17 protein-coding genes are annotated in these 18,895 nt (G+C 60.3%); 3 read left to right on the forward strand and 14 right to left on the reverse strand.

Features of this window, described 5'->3' with window-relative positions; all coding sequences use genetic code 11:
• Positions 1-55: 55 nt before the first annotated feature.
• The 8 genes from EJD88_RS02360 to EJD88_RS02395 form a co-directional block, all read right to left on the reverse strand.
• On the reverse strand, positions 56-1,408 hold the full coding sequence (locus EJD88_RS02360) for an LLM class flavin-dependent oxidoreductase (RefSeq protein WP_158876596.1): 1,353 nt from the start codon (positions 1,406-1,408) through the stop codon (positions 56-58).
• Entirely contained in the window at positions 1,408-2,601 is a 1,194-nt protein-coding gene (locus tag EJD88_RS02365; RefSeq protein WP_158876599.1) for an SfnB family sulfur acquisition oxidoreductase, read from the reverse strand. The genes EJD88_RS02360 and EJD88_RS02365 overlap by 1 nt, the downstream gene beginning before the upstream one ends.
• Before the next feature lie 26 nt (positions 2,602-2,627).
• A complete protein-coding gene (locus tag EJD88_RS02370; protein WP_158876601.1) occupies positions 2,628-3,869 on the reverse strand; it encodes an SfnB family sulfur acquisition oxidoreductase in 1,242 nt (413 codons plus the stop codon).
• A 187-nt stretch (positions 3,870-4,056) separates the two neighbouring features.
• Complete coding sequence (locus EJD88_RS02375; protein WP_112192941.1) at positions 4,057-4,833, reverse strand: hypothetical protein; 777 nt, start codon at positions 4,831-4,833, stop codon at positions 4,057-4,059.
• Between the two features lie 318 nt (positions 4,834-5,151).
• Positions 5,152-5,898, reverse strand: a complete 747-nt coding sequence (tcyN, locus tag EJD88_RS02380; protein WP_099584389.1) for an L-cystine ABC transporter ATP-binding protein TcyN — start codon at positions 5,896-5,898, stop codon at positions 5,152-5,154.
• A 3-nt stretch (positions 5,899-5,901) separates the two neighbouring features.
• Positions 5,902-6,567: a cystine ABC transporter permease gene (gene tcyL / locus EJD88_RS02385; RefSeq protein ID WP_099584390.1), complete on the reverse strand. Its 666-nt coding sequence runs from the start codon at positions 6,565-6,567 to the stop codon at positions 5,902-5,904.
• The gene (gene tcyJ, locus EJD88_RS02390) at positions 6,567-7,361 is read right to left on the reverse strand and encodes a cystine ABC transporter substrate-binding protein (protein WP_099584391.1); all 795 of its coding nucleotides are present in this window, start codon (positions 7,359-7,361) and stop codon (positions 6,567-6,569) included. The genes tcyL and tcyJ overlap by 1 nt, the downstream gene beginning before the upstream one ends.
• A gap of 280 nt (positions 7,362-7,641) precedes the next feature.
• Positions 7,642-8,637 carry a D-cysteine desulfhydrase gene (locus tag EJD88_RS02395; RefSeq protein WP_158876604.1) on the reverse strand — a complete coding sequence of 332 codons (996 nt, stop codon included), beginning with the start codon at positions 8,635-8,637 and terminating at the stop codon, positions 7,642-7,644.
• Positions 8,638-8,803: 166 nt separating this feature from the next.
• Between EJD88_RS02395 and epsC the strand changes: the two genes are divergently transcribed.
• The 3 genes from epsC (at position 8,804) to mgrA (ending at position 13,187) form a co-directional block, all read left to right on the forward strand.
• Positions 8,804-9,730: a serine O-acetyltransferase EpsC gene (gene epsC, locus EJD88_RS02400; RefSeq protein ID WP_158876607.1), complete on the forward strand. Its 927-nt coding sequence runs from the start codon at positions 8,804-8,806 to the stop codon at positions 9,728-9,730.
• A 322-nt stretch (positions 9,731-10,052) separates the two neighbouring features.
• Positions 10,053-12,014: a choline transporter BetT gene (betT, locus tag EJD88_RS02405; RefSeq protein WP_177411588.1), complete on the forward strand. Its 1,962-nt coding sequence runs from the start codon at positions 10,053-10,055 to the stop codon at positions 12,012-12,014.
• 135 nt (positions 12,015-12,149) lie between these two features.
• Entirely contained in the window at positions 12,150-13,187 is a 1,038-nt protein-coding gene (gene mgrA, locus EJD88_RS02410) for an L-glyceraldehyde 3-phosphate reductase (protein WP_158876609.1), read from the forward strand.
• A gap of 62 nt (positions 13,188-13,249) precedes the next feature.
• Here the strand turns inward: mgrA and EJD88_RS02415 are convergent, their stop codons facing one another.
• The 6 genes from EJD88_RS02415 to tauA all read right to left on the reverse strand — a co-directional run bounded on the left by EJD88_RS02415 (position 13,250) and on the right by tauA (position 18,692).
• The gene (locus EJD88_RS02415) at positions 13,250-14,452 is read right to left on the reverse strand and encodes an ImmA/IrrE family metallo-endopeptidase (RefSeq protein WP_158876612.1); all 1,203 of its coding nucleotides are present in this window, start codon (positions 14,450-14,452) and stop codon (positions 13,250-13,252) included.
• A 3-nt stretch (positions 14,453-14,455) separates the two neighbouring features.
• Positions 14,456-15,133 carry a hypothetical protein gene (locus tag EJD88_RS02420; protein ID WP_158876614.1) on the reverse strand — a complete coding sequence of 226 codons (678 nt, stop codon included), beginning with the start codon at positions 15,131-15,133 and terminating at the stop codon, positions 14,456-14,458.
• Between the two features lie 108 nt (positions 15,134-15,241).
• Positions 15,242-16,078 carry a taurine dioxygenase gene (gene tauD / locus EJD88_RS02425; RefSeq protein WP_158876617.1) on the reverse strand — a complete coding sequence of 279 codons (837 nt, stop codon included), beginning with the start codon at positions 16,076-16,078 and terminating at the stop codon, positions 15,242-15,244.
• 14 nt (positions 16,079-16,092) lie between these two features.
• Complete coding sequence (gene tauC / locus EJD88_RS02430; protein ID WP_158876620.1) at positions 16,093-16,920, reverse strand: taurine ABC transporter permease TauC; 828 nt, start codon at positions 16,918-16,920, stop codon at positions 16,093-16,095.
• Positions 16,917-17,696 carry a taurine ABC transporter ATP-binding subunit gene (gene tauB / locus EJD88_RS02435; RefSeq protein WP_158876622.1) on the reverse strand — a complete coding sequence of 260 codons (780 nt, stop codon included), beginning with the start codon at positions 17,694-17,696 and terminating at the stop codon, positions 16,917-16,919. The genes tauC and tauB overlap by 4 nt, the downstream gene beginning before the upstream one ends.
• Before the next feature lie 18 nt (positions 17,697-17,714).
• The gene (gene tauA / locus EJD88_RS02440; RefSeq protein ID WP_099584399.1) at positions 17,715-18,692 is read right to left on the reverse strand and encodes a taurine ABC transporter substrate-binding protein; all 978 of its coding nucleotides are present in this window, start codon (positions 18,690-18,692) and stop codon (positions 17,715-17,717) included.
• Positions 18,693-18,895: the final 203 nt, after the last annotated feature.

Consider the following 18,895-nt stretch of genomic DNA (forward strand, 5'->3'; position numbering starts at 1 on the left):
CAAACAGTGCAGATCCAATGTGGGAGGCGGCTTGCCCTCTCTCACATTTTTTTGTTCAGTGGCGGTATGTGGAACCGGTGTGTTGTTCGGGTAGGCGAGCACTGGCGTGGAAGACTTTTTCGCGCAGCGTTCCGGTCTCATAAGCGGTCTTGTACGAGCCCCTTCGCTGCAACTCCGGCACCACCAGATCGATAAAGTCCACATAGCTCTCCGGCGTCACAATCCGCGTCAGGTTGAACCCATCCAACCCGGTTTCGCCGATCCAGGATTCCAGCTCATCCGCCACCTGCTCCGGCGAACCCACCAAGGTGATGTAGCGCCCGCCCAAGGCGTGCTGCTCCAGCAATTTGCGCCGGGTCCAGTCGTTGTTCTGCAGGTTTTTGGTGGCTGACTGGATGGCATTGCTCTTCACGTACTGGATCGGTTCGTCCAGTTCGTACTCGGCAAAATCAATCGCGGTGGACGCCGAGAAGTGCGCCACGCCGGCCTCTGCGCTGGCGTAGCTCAGGTATTCGGCGTGCTTGGCCCAGGCCTGCTCTTCGGTAGCGCCAACGATCACGTTGAGGCCCATGAATACCTTGATGTCATCCGGATTGCGTCCGGCCCCGACTGCGCTGGCGCGCACCTTGTCGACCTGGGCTTTGGTCGACGCTTTGTTCTGCCCGCTGATAAACACGCACTCGGCATGGCGACCGGCGAACAGCAAGCCACGGTCCGAACTGCCAGCCTGGAACAACACCGGCGTGCGCTGTGGCGACGGTTCGCACAGGTGATAACCCTCAACCTGATAGAACTCGCCGTGGTGCTCGACCTTGTGCACCTTGCCCGGCTGCGCGTAGATCCGTTGCGCCGGGTCGTTGATCACCGCGTCGTCTTCCCAGCTGCCTTCCCAGAGTTTGTACAGCACCTCCAGGTACTCATCGGCCTGGTCGTAGCGGCGGTCATGCTCGACCTGCTCGGTAAGGCCCATGGCCTTGGCGGCGCTGTCGAGGTAGCCGGTGACAATGTTCCAGCCCACCCGGCCACGGCTCAGGTGATCGAGTGTGGACATGCGTCGGGCAAACAGATACGGCGGCTCATACGTCAGGTTGGCGGTGAGGCCGAAGCCCAGGTTTCTGGTGACGGCCGCCATCGCCGAGACCAGCAGCAACGGGTCGTTGACCGGCAGTTGGATCGACTCCTTGAGCGGTACGTCTATGGAGTGTTGGTAGACGTCGTACACGCCGACGATATCGGCGATAAACAAACCGTCGAACAGCCCACGCTCCAGGGTTTGCGCCAACTCAGTCCAGTACTCGATGGTCTTGTACTGGGTGGACGTATCCCGTGGATGGGTCCACAGACCGTGGTTGATGTGCCCGATGCAGTTCATGTTGAAGGCATTGAGCAGGATTTTTTTCTTTGCCATCAAATGGTCCCCCGCAGTGGCGGGTTTTCATCGTTGAGGTAGTAATTGCCCACCGCGTGATACTTCCAGCGCACCGGGTCGTGCAGGGTGTGCACCCGTGCGTTGCGCCAGTGGCGGTCGAGGCCGTGTTCGGCCAGGGTCGCCTGGCTGCCGGCGAGTTCGAACAGTGTGCTGCCGGCGGCGAGGGAAATTTCGGTGCTCAAGGCGCGCACTTCGGCCACCGCAATCGAGGCGGCGGCGACGGTATCGGCAGTGGTGTCGGCCTGGGCGCGGTCGAGGTATTCGCCCGAGCGTTCCAGCAGTGCTTCGGCGGCATGGAGGCGGACGCTCAAGTGGCCGAAGCTCTTGAGCGTTAACGGGTCTTCAGTCGCTTTGTCGTTGCCGGAATCGATCCACGGGCGGGTCTTGGTGCGCACAAAGTGCAGCGCGTCCTCAAAGGCGGCGCGGGCGATGCCGGTGTCGATGGCGGCGTGAAGGATCTGCGCCAGCGGGCCGACCGTTGTCGGGCGTTCGAAGGCGCTCTGGAACGGGATTACGTCCTGGGCGGCGACCCACACGTTGTCGAACACCACCGAGCCGCTGCCGGTGGTGCGCTGGCCAAAGCCGCTCCAGTCGTCGATCACACTCAGGCCTTCGCTGTCGCGCGGGACAAACGCCAGTTGCTGCACGCCGTGCTCATCCACCACCGACGTCGGGATGCGTTGCGCGTAAATCGCACCGGTTGAGTAGAACTTACGGCCAGTGATGCGAAAACCGTCGCCGTCGCGGGTGATGCTTGTGACGCGGTCGTGAGCGGTCTTGGTGCCCAGTTCGGCCAGTGCGTTGCCGAAGCGCTGGCCGGCAAGGACTTCGGCGTACAGGCGCTGTTGCTGCGCCGGGCTGCCGTTCACACGCAGCACTTCCAGGGCGTAGAAGTGGTTCTGCGGGATCTGGCCCAGGGAGGCGTCGGCCTGGGCGATCAGCGCGATGACCTTGGCCAGAGTGACGTTGGATACACCGGCGCCGCCGTACGCCTTGGGCACGCTGATGCCCCACAGGCCGGAGCGCGAGAACACGTCCAGTTCGGGCAAGGGCAGGCGGCGCTCACGGTCGCGCAGGATGCTGTCACGGCGAAAGTCTTCGGCCAGGTCGCTGGCGACAATAAGGGCTTGTTCATCGCTGGTGATCACCGCGACGTGATGAGAAAGGGTCATGCGTATTTCTCCAGAGGTCTGGTCGGTTAAATCCAGGAGTGACGAGCGGGTAACGTGCCGTTCAGGCGATAGGCGCCGATGGCGTGATACTTCCAGCGCACCGGGTCGTGCAGCGTGTGCACGCGCGCGTTGCGCCAGTGCCGGTCGAGGTTGAACTCGGCGAGGGTGGCGCGGCTGCCGGCCAGTTCGAAGAGCTTCTCGCTGACCAGCAGCGACACTTCGGTGGTCAACACTTTGGCCTCGGCCACGGCGATTGAGGCGCGTGCGGCGGACTGCGCGGTGATCGGCGCGGCGCTGACCTGGTCCAGCACCTGGCCGGCCTTGCGCAGCAGCGCTTCGGCGGCGTGCAGTTCGATCTTCAGCCTGCCAATGTCGGCGATCACATACAGGTCATCGCTGGCGCGTTCGACCTTGGCGTCGATCCAGGGGCGCGAGCGTTCGCGAACGAAAGCGATGGTGTCATCAAGGGCGCCACGGGCGATGCCGGCGTCGATGGCCGCCTGGATCAATTGCGACACGGCGCCCTGGATGTTCGGGCTGTCGCCGATGCGCCAGTTTTCGACCACGAGGTCGGCATCGACCGGCACCTGGTCCAGCACTACGGTGCCGCTGGCGGTGGTGCGTTGGCCGAAGCCGGACCAATCATCGACGATGCGCAGCCCTTCGGTGCCCCGGCGCACGAATGCCATGACTTGCTTGCCGTCGTCATTCAGCGCCTTGATCGCTACCCAGTGCGCAAACAACGCACCGGTGGAGTAAAACTTCTGGCCGCTGATCACGTAACCGTCGCCCTTGGCGGTGATGCGTGCCTTGAGTTCCAGGGTGTTCCTGGTGCCCCGCTCCGGGCCGCCGTTACCGATGCGCCAGCCGTCGAGCACGCTCTGGAACAGCTGCTTTTTCTGGCGCTCGGTGGCCGCGCCCTGCAACAGGTGCAGGATGCCGAAATGGTTTTGCGGGATCTGTCCCAGGGCCGGGTCTGCCGCGCTGATGATCGCGAACACGTCGGCCAGGGTCACGAAGGACACTTGCGGGCCGCCGTACTCGCGGGGAATGGAAATACTGCCCAGCCCGCTGCGGGTGAACTGTTCGAGCTGCGCCCATGGCAGCTTGCGTTGCTGGTCGCGCGTGGCGGCTTGCAGGCGCGCGGCCTGGGCCAGCTCGTGGGCGGCGTTCAGCGCTTGGGCGTCGTTGCGCAGCACGGCGGCCGGCAACAGCAGCGGGGCCACGTCCAGATCGCGTTGGGGGGGTGTTAGAGCCAAGTTAGACATCAGCGCCGCTCCTTGGCTGCACGTAATGCCCTGGCGTTGCGCACCGGGGTAATTCTGACCATACCGACCTCGCATTCAATGAAATGAAAACAGAAAAATCAAAGAGGTCCGGTGGTCCGGTGCATATACCCTAAGCGTGTTAAATATTTAAATAAACTAACTTTTGGGAATATGCATAGAAGGGCAGTCACCCAGGTTCGCAGGGTGAGCCGAGCGGGCGGGGTTGATAGACCGGCGCGGCGCCGGCCGGGCGGGTTGGCGCGCAGGCGGCAATGCGTAACGTGCGGGCTGGCGCCCAGCGCGAATTATTGCCGACACGGTCCAGAATGCAGTAGGTCACTTCCAGGCGGCTGTCGTCACCGGCCTCGACAATCAACGTCGACGGCACCCACACCTGTACCGCGTGTCCGACGGCCTTGGGCTGGATCTTCGGCAGGTCCAGGCGCACGTCGCCCCAGCGCAGGGTGATGGCGTCGCCTGTGGTCATGTTCAGATAAGGCTCGATGGTCAGCGGGATCCCCCGCCGTACCTGGCTGGCGTTGACACCATAGCGGCGAATGGTTTCTGGCAGGCCGACCGGGGCCAGGTTCTGGTTTTCATCGCTGTAAAGTGCGCAGGGCAGGCCTCCCGGAGGCGTAGTTTTCACGCGCAGGTGCGCCATGGCCGAGCGTGCCGGGGCGCGGCCGATCTGCATGACCTGGTAATGAACCTGGGCGACACCCTCCTGCACAAAACTTTCCGGAACCCGCAGGCGAGTGGGCATGCCGACCTTGCACGCGGTCACCCGCCGTGAGGCCGCAAAGCAGTTGTTCCAGAACAGTTCGATCAGGTCGCCTTCATCCATGCCGGGGTAGGGCGCGATATCCACCAGCAGCTGTGTGGCTGCCAAGGCATTGATGCCGTGTCGAAGGGCCTGGGGCAGCGTCGGGGCGATGAGCCGTGCCGGGGTTGCGATGCGCGTCATAAGTAATCTCCTTGATGCAGCCAGCAGCAATCGTTCCAGCCCTTTGGCGCGGGTGCGCAGGGGGGGCTGAAAGGAACGATTCAGTGAGTAGCCGGGATAGGATCCAATCCTCTGGGCCTTAGATAAGAGGGTTGGCCAGGGAGCGTCAATGGCGGCAAAAGGCTAAACGGCGGGTTTGGGGATATTCAGATGGGTCTGACTGGGCGGGGTGTTTTAAGGGGCGAGAGCGGGGGTGTTTTACCGGTGTGCGCGCGGACTTCCTGTAGGAATTCAAATGATGGAGAGGAAGCGATCTGCCTCTCCATATTCAGGCGCGCGTCAGTGAGCCAAAAACTTGCTCAGGAACTGTCGGGTGCGTTCTTCCCTGGGGTTGGCAAACAACGCCTTGGCTTCGCCTTGCTCCACGATCACGCCCTTGTCGAAAAAGATCACACGGTTGGCCACGTCTCGGGCAAAGCTCATTTCGTGGGTGACGATGACCATGGTGCGATTCTCTTCAGCCAGGCTGCGGATGGTCGCCAGCACTTCACCCACCAGCTCCGGGTCGAGGGCCGAGGTTGGCTCGTCGAACAGAATCACTTCCGGCTCCATGGCCAACGCACGGGCAATCGCCACGCGCTGTTGCTGGCCACCGGACAGGCGCCGTGGGTAGGCGTCTTCCTTGCCCGCCAGGCCAACCCTGGTCAGCAGCTTGCGCCCGAGGGCAACAGCATCTTCGCGCGGCATCTTCTTGACCACGCAGGGCCCTTCGATGACGTTTTCCAGCGCTGTGCGATGGGGGAACAGGTTGAAGTTCTGGAACACAAAACCCACGTGTTGACGCAGGCGCCGCACCAGGCCTTGCTGCTGGTTGAGCGGTTTGCTGCCGTCGATCTGGATGTCGCCCACCTTGATACGGCCGCTGGTGGGTTCCTCAAGGAAATTCAGGCAGCGCAGGAAGGTGGTCTTGCCGGAACCGCTGGGGCCGATGATGGCGACGACTTCGCCTTCCTTGACCTCAAGGTCGATACCGTTGAGCACCACCTGACCGTTGAATTGTTTGGTCAGTTTTTCAACCACGATCATGCTTCAAGACTCCAGGTCATGCCGGTTGACCCGGTCTTCCAGACGGTTTTGGAAATGCGCCAGGATGCTCGCCAGTACCCAGTAGATCAGGGCGGCGGACAGATACATGGTGAAAATTTCAAAGGTACGCGCCGACACCAGTTGCGCCTGGCGAAACAGCTCCGGCACCTGGATGGTGGCGGCCAGCGCCGTGTCCTTGACCAGCGAAATAAAACTGTTGCCCAGCGGCGGCAACGCAGTGCGCATCGCTTGCGGCAGGATGGCCCGGCGCAGGGTCTGCGCGCGGGTCATGCCGATACTGGCCGCGGCTTCCCACTGGCCACGCTCGATAGACGCGATGGCGGCCCGCAGGATTTCACAGGCGTAGGCGGCCATGTTCAGCGAAAAGCCGATCATGGCGGCCGGGATCGGATCCAGCTCGATACCCACTTGCGGCAAGCCGTAGTAGATCAAGAACAGCTGTACCAGCAAGGGCGTGCCGCGAAAGAACGACACGTAGACCCGGGCAGTCCAGCTCAGCAGCTTGAAGCGCGACAGGCGCATCAACGCCAGGCCGAAGCCCAGCAGCAAGCCGAAAAACATGCCGCCGAGGCTGAGGATCACCGTGTAATACGCGCCCTTGAGCAGAAAGGGCGCGGAGTCCAGCGCGAGTTGGAGACTTGCCTCCATTATTGAGTGACGTCAGCGTTGAAGTACTTCTCGGACAGCTTCTTCAAGGTGCCGTCGGCGCGCAGCTTGTCGAGGGCCTTGTTCACCGCTTCCAGCAATTCAGGCTCGCCTTTGCGCAGGGCGATACCGGATTCCTGGCGGGAGAAGGCATCGCCGGCAGCGGCGGTTTTCGGGGCTTTCTTGGCGTATTCCAGGGCGGCCAGGCGGTCGATCAGGATGGCGTCGATACGGCCGACGTTCAGGTCCTGGAATTTGGTTGGGTCATCGTTATAGGTCTTGATGATGGCTTTGGGTTGATTGTCCTTGAGCCATTGTTCGTAGTTGGTGCCCAGGCCGACACCGACTTTTTTGCCGGCCAGGTCGTCGGCGGTCTTGATGCTGTCGACGTTCTTCTTGAGCACCAGCGCCTGGATACCGGAGACGGTGTAAGGCGTGGAGAAATCGTACTTCTTCTTGCGCTCTTCAGAGATGGTCACCTGGTTGACCACAGCGTCCAGGCGCTTGGATTCCAGGGCAGCGAGGATGCCGTCCCATGGCGTGGCCTGCAGCTTGACCTTGACGCCCAGCTCCTTGGCCAGAGCTTCGGACAGCTCGACTTCGAAACCGCTGAGCTTGCCGCTTTCATCGACGAAGCTGAACGGTGGGTAGGTGCCTTCCAGGCCGATCTTGATCTCGCCGGCCTTTTTGATGTTGCCCAGTTGCTCGCCGGCAACCGCTTGGCCCAGCAGCCCGGCGCCGAGCGCCAGACCCAAAGTGCCGACCAGCAAGGTGCGACGGAATACGGAAATAGTCATGAAGAGCCCCTGTGTTTTTTATGGTGAGCGAAGCAGATGACGCAGTAGTCGTATCCTGCCTTAAAGCGCGAAGCGCGTCTTCGCCTTCGGCGCGATGATAAAGGCAGGTTTTAAGACTTGAAAATAATATAAATCTTAATTCATATTCCATTTTTGAATATAAGTTGGATCCAGTGTGGGAGGGGGCTTGCCCCCGATGCCGTCGGGTCAGCCAGCATATTTGTTACTGATCGACCGCAATCGGGGGGCATGCCCCCTCCCACCTATAGCCCGCGTTTATTCAGTTGAAAACCGAGTCATAAGCAAACAACGCCGGCGCCCCACCGGTGTGCAGGAAGATGATTGGCCCATCTTCAAAGCGTTGACGCCCGATGCCGTCCAGCAGACCGGCCATGGCCTTGCCCGTATAGACCGGGTCCAACAGCAGGCCTTCCTGGCTGGCCAACAGTTTGATCGCGGCCAAGGTGCCGGCGTTCGGTTCGCCATAGCGCGGGCCGAAGTATTCGTCCCACAGGATTACCTTGAACGCTTCGGGGATATCCACACCCAGCAACTCGGCCGTGCGCTCGGCCAGCCCCTGCACTTTCGGGCGCTGGGCTTCGTCGGTGCGCGACACGGTGATGCCCACCACCGGCAGATTCGGCAGCGCTTCGCTCAACGCCAGTGCCAGGCCGCTGTGGGTACCTGCACTGCCGGAAGCCAACACCACGGCGGCGAATTCGATGCCGCTGTCTTCGATCTGCGCGGCCAGTTCCAGGCCGGCGCGCACATAACCCAGGGCGCCGAGGGCATTGGAGCCGCCGATGGGCACCAGGTACGGCTTCTTGCCGCTGCTGCGCAGGCGATCGGCGAGGGCGTTGAGTTGGTCGTCGACGTTATCGAGGTTTTCCACCAATTCAACTTTAGCGTCGAACAGTTCCAGCAGCAGGCGGTTGCCGTTGCCGAGGTAGTTGGGGTCGTCGGTGCCGGTGGGGTTTTCCAGCAGCGCGACGCAGCCCAGGCCGAGTTTGGCGGCGAGGGCGGCGGTCTGGCGTACGTGGTTGGACTGGATAGCGCCAGCCGTCACCAGCGTGTCGGCGCCCTGTGCTATAGCATCGGCCGCGAGGTATTCGAGTTTGCGCAGCTTGTTGCCGCCCATGGCCAGTGGCGTGGTGTCGTCGCGCTTGACGTAGATGTCACGTCCCAACCAGGTCGACAGCCGTTCGAGTTTTTCCAGGGCGGTGGCGCCGCCGAGCAGGTCCAGGCGGTTAAAACGGTCGAGCTGTTGCTTGATCATGGCTACGCACGGTGGCTAAGGGATAAAGCGACTATAGGCAGGCACTTTTCATCGGGCAACCGTCAATCGCTTATGCCCGATGGTTCTTAGCATCACACCATTGGTTCTTAAGGCCCGCCGAGGTGCATACCGTAAAGTGATTGCCATTACGTCAGGAGTGAATACCGTGAGTGAGCGTTCCAGCCATTGGCAATTACAGACCATCGTCAGCCAGTTGCGCGGTGCCCGAGACGCGTGGCGAACGCGCAATGGGCGCTTGAGCGGCGAGCATGGCGGCCGCGAGTTGCCGTCCCGAGAAGCCGTTGCGCAGATCCTCGAAGCTTTGTGCGGCGCACTGTTCCCGATGCGCCTGGGGCCGGCGGATCTGCGTGAAGAAAGTGAAGACTTCTACGTCGGCCATACCCTCGACGTCGCGCTGAATGCGTTGCTTGCCCAGGCACGCCTGGAGCTGCGTTATGCCGCGCGGCAGGGCGGCCAGGACGACAGCCAGATTGATGCCCACGCCATCCGCCTGATCCAGGATTTCGCCCTGGCCTTGCCGTCCCTGCGCAACCTGCTGGACACCGACGTACTCGCCGCCTACCACGGCGACCCGGCCGCGCGCAGTGTGGATGAGGTGTTGCTGTGCTACCCGGGGATTTTGGCGGTGATTCACCATCGCCTGGCCCACCACCTGTACCGCGCCGGTTTGCCGCTGCTGGCGCGGATCAGCGCGGAAATCGCTCACTCGGCCACCGGCATCGACATTCACCCCGGCGCACAGATCGGCCCGAGTTTCTTTATCGACCATGGGACGGGTGTGGTGATTGGCGAAACCGCGATCATCGGCGAGCGGGTGCGTATCTACCAGGCCGTCACGTTGGGCGCCAAGCGCTTCCCGGCGGATGAAGACGGGCAGTTGCAGAAGGGCCATCCGCGTCACCCGATCGTCGAGGACGATGTGGTGATCTACGCCGGGGCGACGATCCTGGGGCGAATCACCATTGGCAAGGGTTCGACCATTGGCGGGAATGTGTGGCTGACGCGCAGTGTGCCGGCTGAGGCGAACATCACCCAGGCGAATCTGCAGCATGATGATGGGGCGCAAAAGTAGAGAACCTGCACCGGTCACCTGTGGGAGGGAGCAAGCCCCCTCCCACATTTTGACGGCATTCCACACGGAGACCGTGTTTCAGTCAGCAGTCGCTGAACGATTTCCTTTGCTCACCCGTCATACCACTCAGCCCTGCGATTAGTCCCGGACCGCCTATTCATGTTTAACTTGAACGTTCGTTCAAGTTAAACCCGGTGGTTCGCTGCCCGCTCACAACAGGAGGCTTACCTTTGCTGAGTCCGTTATTTACAGCCACATCCTTCAACCTCGGGGTGCATCGTCCATGAGTGCATCGTCCACCCCTGCCAGCGGCCAAGTGCGCATGAATGCGCCGGTTTTCTATTTCGCCGCGACCTTCATCCTGCTGTTCGGCATCACTGTCATCGCTATCCCGCAACAGGCCGGTGCCTGGCTGCTGGCGGCGCAAAACTGGGCGGCCAATACGGTCGGCTGGTACTACATGCTGGCGATGACCCTGTATCTGGTCTTCGTGGTGGTCACCGCGCTATCGGGCTACGGCAAGATAAAACTCGGTGCCGACCACGACGAGCCCGAATTCAGTTACCTGTCCTGGGCCGGCATGCTGTTCGCGGCCGGCATCAGCATCACGCTGTTTTTCTTCTGCGTATCCGAACCCCTGACGCACCTGGTGCAGCCGCCACAAGGCGCGCCGATGAACGCCGATGCGGCGCGTCAGGCCATGCAGATTCTGTTTCTGCACTGGGGCCTGCACGGCTGGGGCGTGTTCGCGTTTGTCGGCATGGCGCTGGCGTATTTCGCCTACCGGCATAACCTGCCGCTGGCGTTGCGCTCGGCGCTGTACCCGCTGATCGGCAAGCGCATCAACGGCCCCATCGGCTATGCGGTGGATGGCTTCGGCATCATCGCTACGGTGTTCGGTCTTGGCGCCGACATGGGCTTTGGTGTGTTGCACCTCAACTCTGGCCTGGACTATCTGTTCGGCATTGCCCACACCCAGTGGATTCAGGTTGGCCTGATCACCCTGATGATGGGCGCGGCGATTCTGGTCGCAGTAGCCGGCGTCGATAAAGGCGTGCGGGTGATGTCCGACATCAACATGCTGCTGGCCTGCGCGCTGCTGCTGTTCGTGTTGTTTGCCGGGCCTACCCAGCATTTGCTCAATACCCTGATCCAGAACATCGGCGATTACCTCGGCGCGCTGCCGACCAAGAGTTTCGACGTCTACGCCTACGACAAACCGAGCGACTGGCTGGGCGGTTGGACGGTGTTCTACTGGGCCTGGTGGATCGCATGGTCGCCGTTCGTGGGCCTGTTTATCGCACGGATTTCCCGTGGCCGTACCATTCGCGAATTCGTGTTCGGCGTGCTGCTGATCCCGCTGGGCTTCACCCTGGCATGGATGTCGATTTTCGGTAACAGCGCCATCGACCAAGTGCTCAACCACGGCATGGCCGCGCTCGGTCAGTCGGCCATCGATGACCCGTCGATGAGCCTCTACCTGCTGCTGGAAACCTATCCGTGGAGCAAAACCGTAATCGCGGTCACGGTGTTCATCAGTTTCGTATTCTTCGTCACCTCGGCGGATTCGGGCACGGTGGTCTTGTCGACCCTGTCGTCCAAGGGTGGCAATGCCGATGAAGACGGGCCCAAATGGCTGCGGGTGTTCTGGGGCGCGATGACGGCGCTGGTCACCAGTGCCTTGCTGTTCGCCGGCAGTATCGACTCGCTGAAATCGGCGGTGGTGCTGACCTCGCTGCCGTTCTCGCTGATCCTGCTGCTGATGATGTGGGGGCTGCACAAGGCGTTCTACCTCGAATCGCAAAAGCAGATCGCACAGTTGCATTCGTTGGCGCCGATCTCGGCTTCACGCAAAGGTAAGGGCGGCTGGCGCCAGCGCTTGAGCCAGGCGGTGCATTTCCCATCGAGGGATGAGGTGTACCGCTTCCTTGAGTCGACGGTGCGCCCGGCGATTGAAGAAGTGACGGCAGTGTTTGTCGAGAAGGGCCTCTCGGTGGTGACCCAGCCGGATCCGTCCAACGACAGCGTCAGCCTGGAGATCGGCCATGGCGAGGAACATCCTTTCATCTACCAGGTGCAGATGCGCGGCTACTTCACGCCGTCGTTCGCCCGTGGCGGCATGGGCTCCAAAGAGATCAACAACCGCCGCTATTACCGGGCGGAAGTTCACTTGAGCGAGGGCAGCCAGGACTACGATCTGGTGGGCTATACCAAAGAGCAGATCATCAACGACATCCTCGACCAGTACGAGCGGCATTTGCAGTTCCTGCACCTGGTGCGTTGAGGTCATCTTGTCGTTCCATTCGGGCAGCCATTTGCTGTAAAACGAAAGGGCAGACTTAAGCGATTCAGCTGGTTAAAAGGCCTGGGAATAACCTTATTCCCAGGCCTTATTTGCCCTAAGCCCAGAGAGGATTCGATGACGTACATTGCTGCCGAAAACCGCTATGAATCTATCCCGTATCGCCGCGTAGGCCGCAGTGGACTGGTGCTGCCTGCACTGTCCCTGGGGCTGTGGCACAACTTTGGCGACTGCACCCCGATCGACACCCAGCGCGCCCTGTTGCGCACCGCGTTTGACCTGGGGATAAACCACTTCGACCTGGCTAACAACTACGGCCCGCCCTACGGCAGCGCCGAGATCAATTTCGGCCGTTTGCTGCGCGAAGACTTCAAGCATTACCGCGACGAATTGATCATCTCCAGCAAGGCCGGTTGGGACATGTGGCCCGGCCCTTACGGCCAGGGCGGCGGCTCGCGCAAATACGTGCTGGCCAGCCTTGACCAGAGCCTGCAACGCCTGGGCGTCGACTACGTGGACATTTTCTACTCCCACCGTTTTGACGCCGACACCCCGCTGGAAGAAACCGCCAGCGCCCTCGCCACGGCCGTGCAACAAGGCAAGGCGTTGTACATCGGTATCTCGTCGTATTCGGGGGTGAAAACCCGTGAAATCGCGGCGCTGCTCAAGGAGTGGAAAGTGCCGCTGCTGATCCACCAGCCGGCCTACAACCTGCTCAACCGCTGGGTAGAAAAAGACCTGCTGGATACCACCGAAGAACTCGGCGCCGGCGTGATCGCTTTCACGCCCCTGGCCCAGGGTTTGTTGACCGACAAATACCTCAATGGCGTGCCAGCGGATGCACGGGTCAATCGTCCAGGCGGTGGTTCGTTGCAGGCCAAGCACTTGTCCGAAGCCAACATCGCCCACGTACGTGCGTTGAACGAAATCGCCCAGCGTCGTGGCCAGAGCCTGGCGCAACTCGCACTGGCCTGGACGCTGCGTGATCCACGGGTCACCAGCGCGCTGATCGGCGCGAGCCGGCCGGAGCAGATTATCGAGAACGTTGGTGCGCTGAAGAACTTGAGTTTCAGCGCGGAAGAACTGGCGGAGATCGATCGGTTTGCGCAGGAAGGTGGGATTAACCTGTGGGAAAAGCCGTCCACCGCTGAATAGCATTGAAAGCAAGCCCTTCCTGTAGAGGGAGGGCTTGCAAGAAGAACGGGCTGCTGATTTTGTTACTTTTTGTTCGGGAAACCGAGTATTTCTGCCGTTTCGTTGAAAAAAGTTTCGCGTGTAGATCGCTTTCTCAACTGTATATCTACTACTTGCGACTTGTCCGGGAGGTTGAAATAACCTTCGTCCAAGCTACAAAGGTTTTCTAGAATGTGTAGTGGCAACCCGAGCACCTGCCTTAGCTGAGATCGCGAAAGCACGTTGTTTTCAACAAGCATTTTCACTCCTCGCGCGATCAGTTGGGGCTTTTCGAAGTCAAAATCGCTGTCCATAGGCTCTCCCTTTACCCATCCCCTGGCAGATCTGGCCTTCCATAGTCTGGTGGTTGTGGTGTCGTTGATTATTTCTAGATCTAAACAACGCCTCACCATTGCGGCTACTGAGACTTTCCAGCGTGGTTTCAGAGCTAGCAACGTATCCAGTGTCGGCCAACGGACTTCTCGCAGAAAGCTTTCTGGGGGCAGTAAAAAGGCGCTTGCAAATCGATGAGCTTGAGTTTCAAGAAGTGCGTAATTCGTGTCGTACTGCTCTTTGGATATGTACCTATGCAGAACGATATGTCCGAGCTCATGGGCCGCATCAAAGCGATTTCTGATCCCGTTTGCCTTATCCGCGACAAGTAAAACATATGGCCGTTGGTCCAACTCGTACCAATTCGAAACGCCATCCATTTTCAGGTGCCCGAGTGTGGTCCGAGCACAGACAATACCTGCACTCTCCAATACGTGAACGACATTGGAGATCGGAGCTATCCCTAGTCCCCAGGTTTGACGGCATTTACTGGCCATCTGTTCGATTTCTTCGTCAGAAATCAGTTCGCAATTATGCTCTTCTAAATGCGGCACATTGACTTCAATAAATTCAAGGCTTTCTTGCAGTTTGTAAGAGATTTCTTGAAGCCACTCCAAACGTACTTCCGCTATTTCCCGTGCGCTGGTCGTAGTGCTGACCTGCGATCGAAAGAAAAATGGAGTGTTCTCGCCAGTTGTGAACTGTTCCTCAAGTAACCAGTTTTCGCTGACCCCGAAAACTTCGCATAAGCGCCGGAAGGCGTCGGCCTCTGGGACCTGAAGCCCATTCTCCCATTTTGAAACGTTGCCAGAGGCGCGCCCCACCATCTCGGCGAGAGTGGTTTGCGTCATCCCAAACGCAAGGCGCAATTGCTTGAGGCGCTCTGACTGAAAGCCCGCGACTCCCGTTCTCATGGTCTACCTCTTGGCGTTTTGCTCATCATCAGCTTGGTCTTCGGTTTCTTCGGCGCGGCGCATCTTATCTCGCAATTTCACCAACTCAACTGGTTTCTGCTGAACCGCCTCAGTATCAGAATAGCTTTGAAGCAAATCCTCAAATGTGCAATTCATGTGGAAGCCCTTACCGTTGAAGTACGGTACGGCCATCATGATTGCGCGTGGCTCTGACTGATCCTCTGAGCGAGTAGGAGGTGCATGGACTACGACAAGCGCATGAATCAATTGTTCGGCTACGGTATGTTTGAGCCCATCGATCCAGTCCATTTGGGTGTCTGCAAGGGATTCATTTAACGTTTTGAGTTCGCTTCGGTGTTTTGCATCGCGGATTTCCTTCTGCCAAGGAAGCACCACCGCCGTGATTCTCAGTGAGCCGAGCTCAAGCAGCACATAATTGTGCCCCTTCGGATCTGTTGACTTGATTATCGGATTCCACCGCTTCATTCCAGCCAGGGACTCTTGGACTAGCGAATGCCGTAAGTGCCCTCGCAAATCTTCATGGGGAGTATAAATCAGCAGCTCTTGAGTTTCTTTCAAGGCTTTTTGGAAGGTTTGAGGAAGTAAAACTCCAAGCTCCTCGAAAAATTCTTTATTTACCTGTGCACGGATGAACCCTTGGATTTCTTGTTGTGTGACCACGTAATCACCACTCAATATTCGGTAAGCGGATTTTTACTCCATATTTCTTCGTTATGGAAGTAAGGGACTGGTTTTTTATCCAGCCACTGATCGTTTTTTTAGAGGATGTTAGAACGGCACATCCCCCAGAATCGTCGCCCGGTGCATCACCCGCCGTTGTGGCCGGTAGTCATCCACCGCGTAATGCTGGGTCACGCGGTTGTCCCAGAACGCCACGTCATTCTCCTGCCAGCGCCAGCGAATGGTGAATTCCGGGCGCGTCGCGTGGGCGAACAGCAGCTTGAGAATCGCTTCACTCTCGGCCGGTTCCAGTTCGTTTATTTTGGTCGTGAAACCATCACTGACAAACAGCGATTTGCGCCCGCTCACCGGATGCGTACGCACCACCGGGTGTGACAACGGCGGGTTCTTTTTGCGGGTTTCTTCCCAGCGCAACAGGTCTTCTGCGGTGTTGCCGAAGCGTTCCAGCGGGAAGGATTTGGTGAAGTCGTGAGTCGCGGTCAACCCATTGAGCAGCACCTTCAACGGCTCGGACAACGCTTCATACGCCGCAATCCCACTGGCCCACAACGTGTCGCCGCCAAACGCCGGCAACAGTTTGGCACTGAGCACCGCGCCGAGCGCCGGGGTGGGCAGGAAGGTCACGTCGGTGTGCCATACGGCGTTGTCGCGCACGTCGGTGACGGCGGTGTCGAGGATCAGCACTTCGGGCTGTTCCGGCACGTTGGGGTAGATCGGGTGAATGTGCAGGTCGCCGAAATTCGCCGCGAACCGCGCCTGTTGTTGCGGGGTGATGGCCTGGTCGCGGAAGAACAGCACCGAGTGAGTCAGCAGCGCCTGTTCGATGGCGTCGCGCTGTTCGAGGTTCAGAGGCCGGGTGATATCGACGCCACTGATCTGGGCGCCTAAGGCGGTGCTTAATGGCGTAACGGTCAGGCGGCTCATTTAATTCTCATCACTCAGTGTGCCTGGCCATGCCAAGGCACTAATTTACGCTGCAGGGCGCGCAGACCCATTTCCATGGCGAAAGCGATCAGGGCGATGACCAGAATCCCCAGCACCACCACATCGGTGACCAGGAACTGCGCCGCCGACTGCACCATAAAACCCAGGCCGCTGGTGGCCGCGATCAGCTCGGCAGCGACCAAGGTGGACCAGCCCACACCCAGGCCGATGCGCACGCCGGTGAGGATATCGGGCAGGGCGCTGGGCAGGATCACATGGCGGATCAGTTGGGCGCGGGTAGCGCCCAGCGACTGCGCAGCGCGCAGCTTGGCCGGGTCGACGGTGCGCACCCCCGTCGCGGTGGCGATGGCAATCGGTGCAAAGATCGCCAGGTAAATCAGCAGCACTTTGGACAGCTCGCCGATGCCGCACCAGATCACGATCAGCGGCAGGTAAGCCAAAGGCGGAATCGGCCGGTAGAACTCGATCAGCGGGTCGAGAATCCCACGGGCGATGCGGTTGGAGCCGATGGCGATGCCCACCGGCACGGCGGTCAGCACCGCAAAGCCCAGGCCCAGGCCGATGCGGCTGAGGCTCGCGCCCAGGTGCTGCCACAAGGTGGAGTCCATGTAGCCCGTGGTGGCCAGCAACCAGCCCTTTTGCAACACGGCGGATGGCGGCGGCAGGAACAGTGGTTCGATCAAGCCGGTGGCGGTCACGGCCCACCAAATTGCCAGTAACGCGATTAGCGTCAGCAGGCTGATCCAGCGCGTACTCAGACTGCGGCGCACCGGAATCAGCACCGGCTTGATGGCGGTGGCGGGGAGTTCGTAGCTGCTCATGCGGACACCTGCCGTTGCGAGAACACTTTGCCCAGCACGTGTTCGCGGGTCTCGATAAAGCGCGGGTCGGACTTGATCGCCCGCGCCGATTCGCCGGCCGCGTAGCGTTGGCCGAAGTCCAGGCGCAGGCGCTCGACGATCTGGCCGGGGTTGGGCGCCAGCAGGATCAGATCAGTGGCGAGGAACACGGCTTCTTCGATGTCATGGGTGATCAGGAACACCGGCTTGGCCGTGCGCCGCCAGACTTGCAGCAATAACTCCTGCATCTGTTCGCGGGTAAAGGCATCGAGGGCGCCGAAGGGTTCGTCCATCAACAACATCCGTGGGTCTGCCGCCAAGGCACGCGCCAGGCCGACACGTTGCTTCTGGCCGCCGGAGAGCTGCCAGATACGGCGGCCGTCGAAACCCGCCAGATCCACCAGCGCGAGCATTTCCCGGGCACGTACTTCGCGTTGCGCCTTGGGTACCCCGGCCAGTTCGAGGCCAAAGCCGACATTGGCCAGCACATCCTGCCAGGGCAGCAATGCATCGTCCTGGAACACCACGCCGCGCTCGGCGCTGGGGCCTTTGACCGTCACGCCATCAAGGGTGATGCGCCCTGCAGAAGGTTCGACAAAACCGGCAATCAGGTTCAACAGCGAGGTCTTGCCACTGCCGGACGGGCCGAGGGCCACCAGCAATTGCTGGGGGCCCAGGTCGAGTGAAATATCCGCCAGTACCGGCTCCGGGGCACCTGGGTACTGTGCGCTGATGCGCTCCAGTTGTAGCAAGGCCATCGCGATGAACTCCTTGAATCAGTTAGTGATGAACTTGGCGCTGACGTAAGGGGCGTAGTCCGGCAGCACGGCGTCGACCTTGCCTTGTTCCTTGAGGAACGCAGCGGTATCGGTTACGGCCTTGGTGGTCGGTGCGCCGAGCAGGGTCACCTGGTCCGCGGCCAGCGGGTAGACGTTGCCTTGCAGCAGCAGCGGAATATCGCTGGCTTTTGCGCCGGAAAGCTTCACCAGTTTGTCGACGTTGCCTTTGTCGGCGAGCCAGGCTTGTGGGTCTTTGCGGTAGGCGGAGTAGGCATCCAGAGTGACTTTGGCGAAGGCCGTGACGATTTCCGGGTGCTTCTCGGCAAAATCCTTACGCACGATCCACGCATCGAAGGTTGGCGCACCGAACTTGGCCAATTCGCCGGAGGTGATCAGCACTTTGCCGTTTTCCTTGGCCACGCCCAACGCCGGGTCCCAGACGTAGGTGGCGTCGATGTCACCGCGCTTCCAGGCGGCGATGATCGCCGGTGGCGCGAGGTTGAGGATGGTCACTTTGGCTGGGTCGATGTTCCAGTGCTTCAGCGCGGCCAGCAGGCTGTAGTGGCCGGTGGAGACGAAAGGCACGGCGATTTTCTTGCCGATCAGGTCCTGGGGGCTGTTGATCCCCGAACCATTGCGTGCCACCAAGGCTTCGGCGCCGCCGATCTGGGTGGCGACGAGGAAGGTTTGCACTGGAACTTTGCGTGTGATCGCTGCGGTCAGCGGGCTGGAACCGAGGTAGCCGATCTGCACGTCGCCGGAAGCGATGGCGGCAATGATATCGGCGCCGTTGTCGAATTTGCGCCAGTCGATCTTGGCGTTGGTGGCTTTTTCATACGCACCGTCGGCCTGGGCGACTTTGGCCGGGTCTACGGTGGTCTGATAAGCGATGGTCACATCCGCCGCCTGGGCAAACAGGCTGGCACCGGCCAGTGACAATGCGGCCAAGAGGCGCAGAGGGGTAAGCAGTTTCAAGGGGAAGCTCCTCAATCAGGCGGCCGAGGGTCGGCGTGTGAGGAGACTAAATGATCTAAGAATCCGAAAATAAATAACATTTTCGAATTAGCTTATGTGGAGAACAGCTGCAGCGGGTTTTCAGTCAAGTGAAGGCAAATGTGGGAGGGGGCTTGCCCCCGATAGCGGTGGAGCTGCCAGCTAATGTGTAGCTGACCCACTGC

The organism is Pseudomonas sp. PB105 (assembly GCF_009764655.1).
Classification (GTDB): domain Bacteria; phylum Pseudomonadota; class Gammaproteobacteria; order Pseudomonadales; family Pseudomonadaceae; genus Aquipseudomonas; species Aquipseudomonas cyclaminis.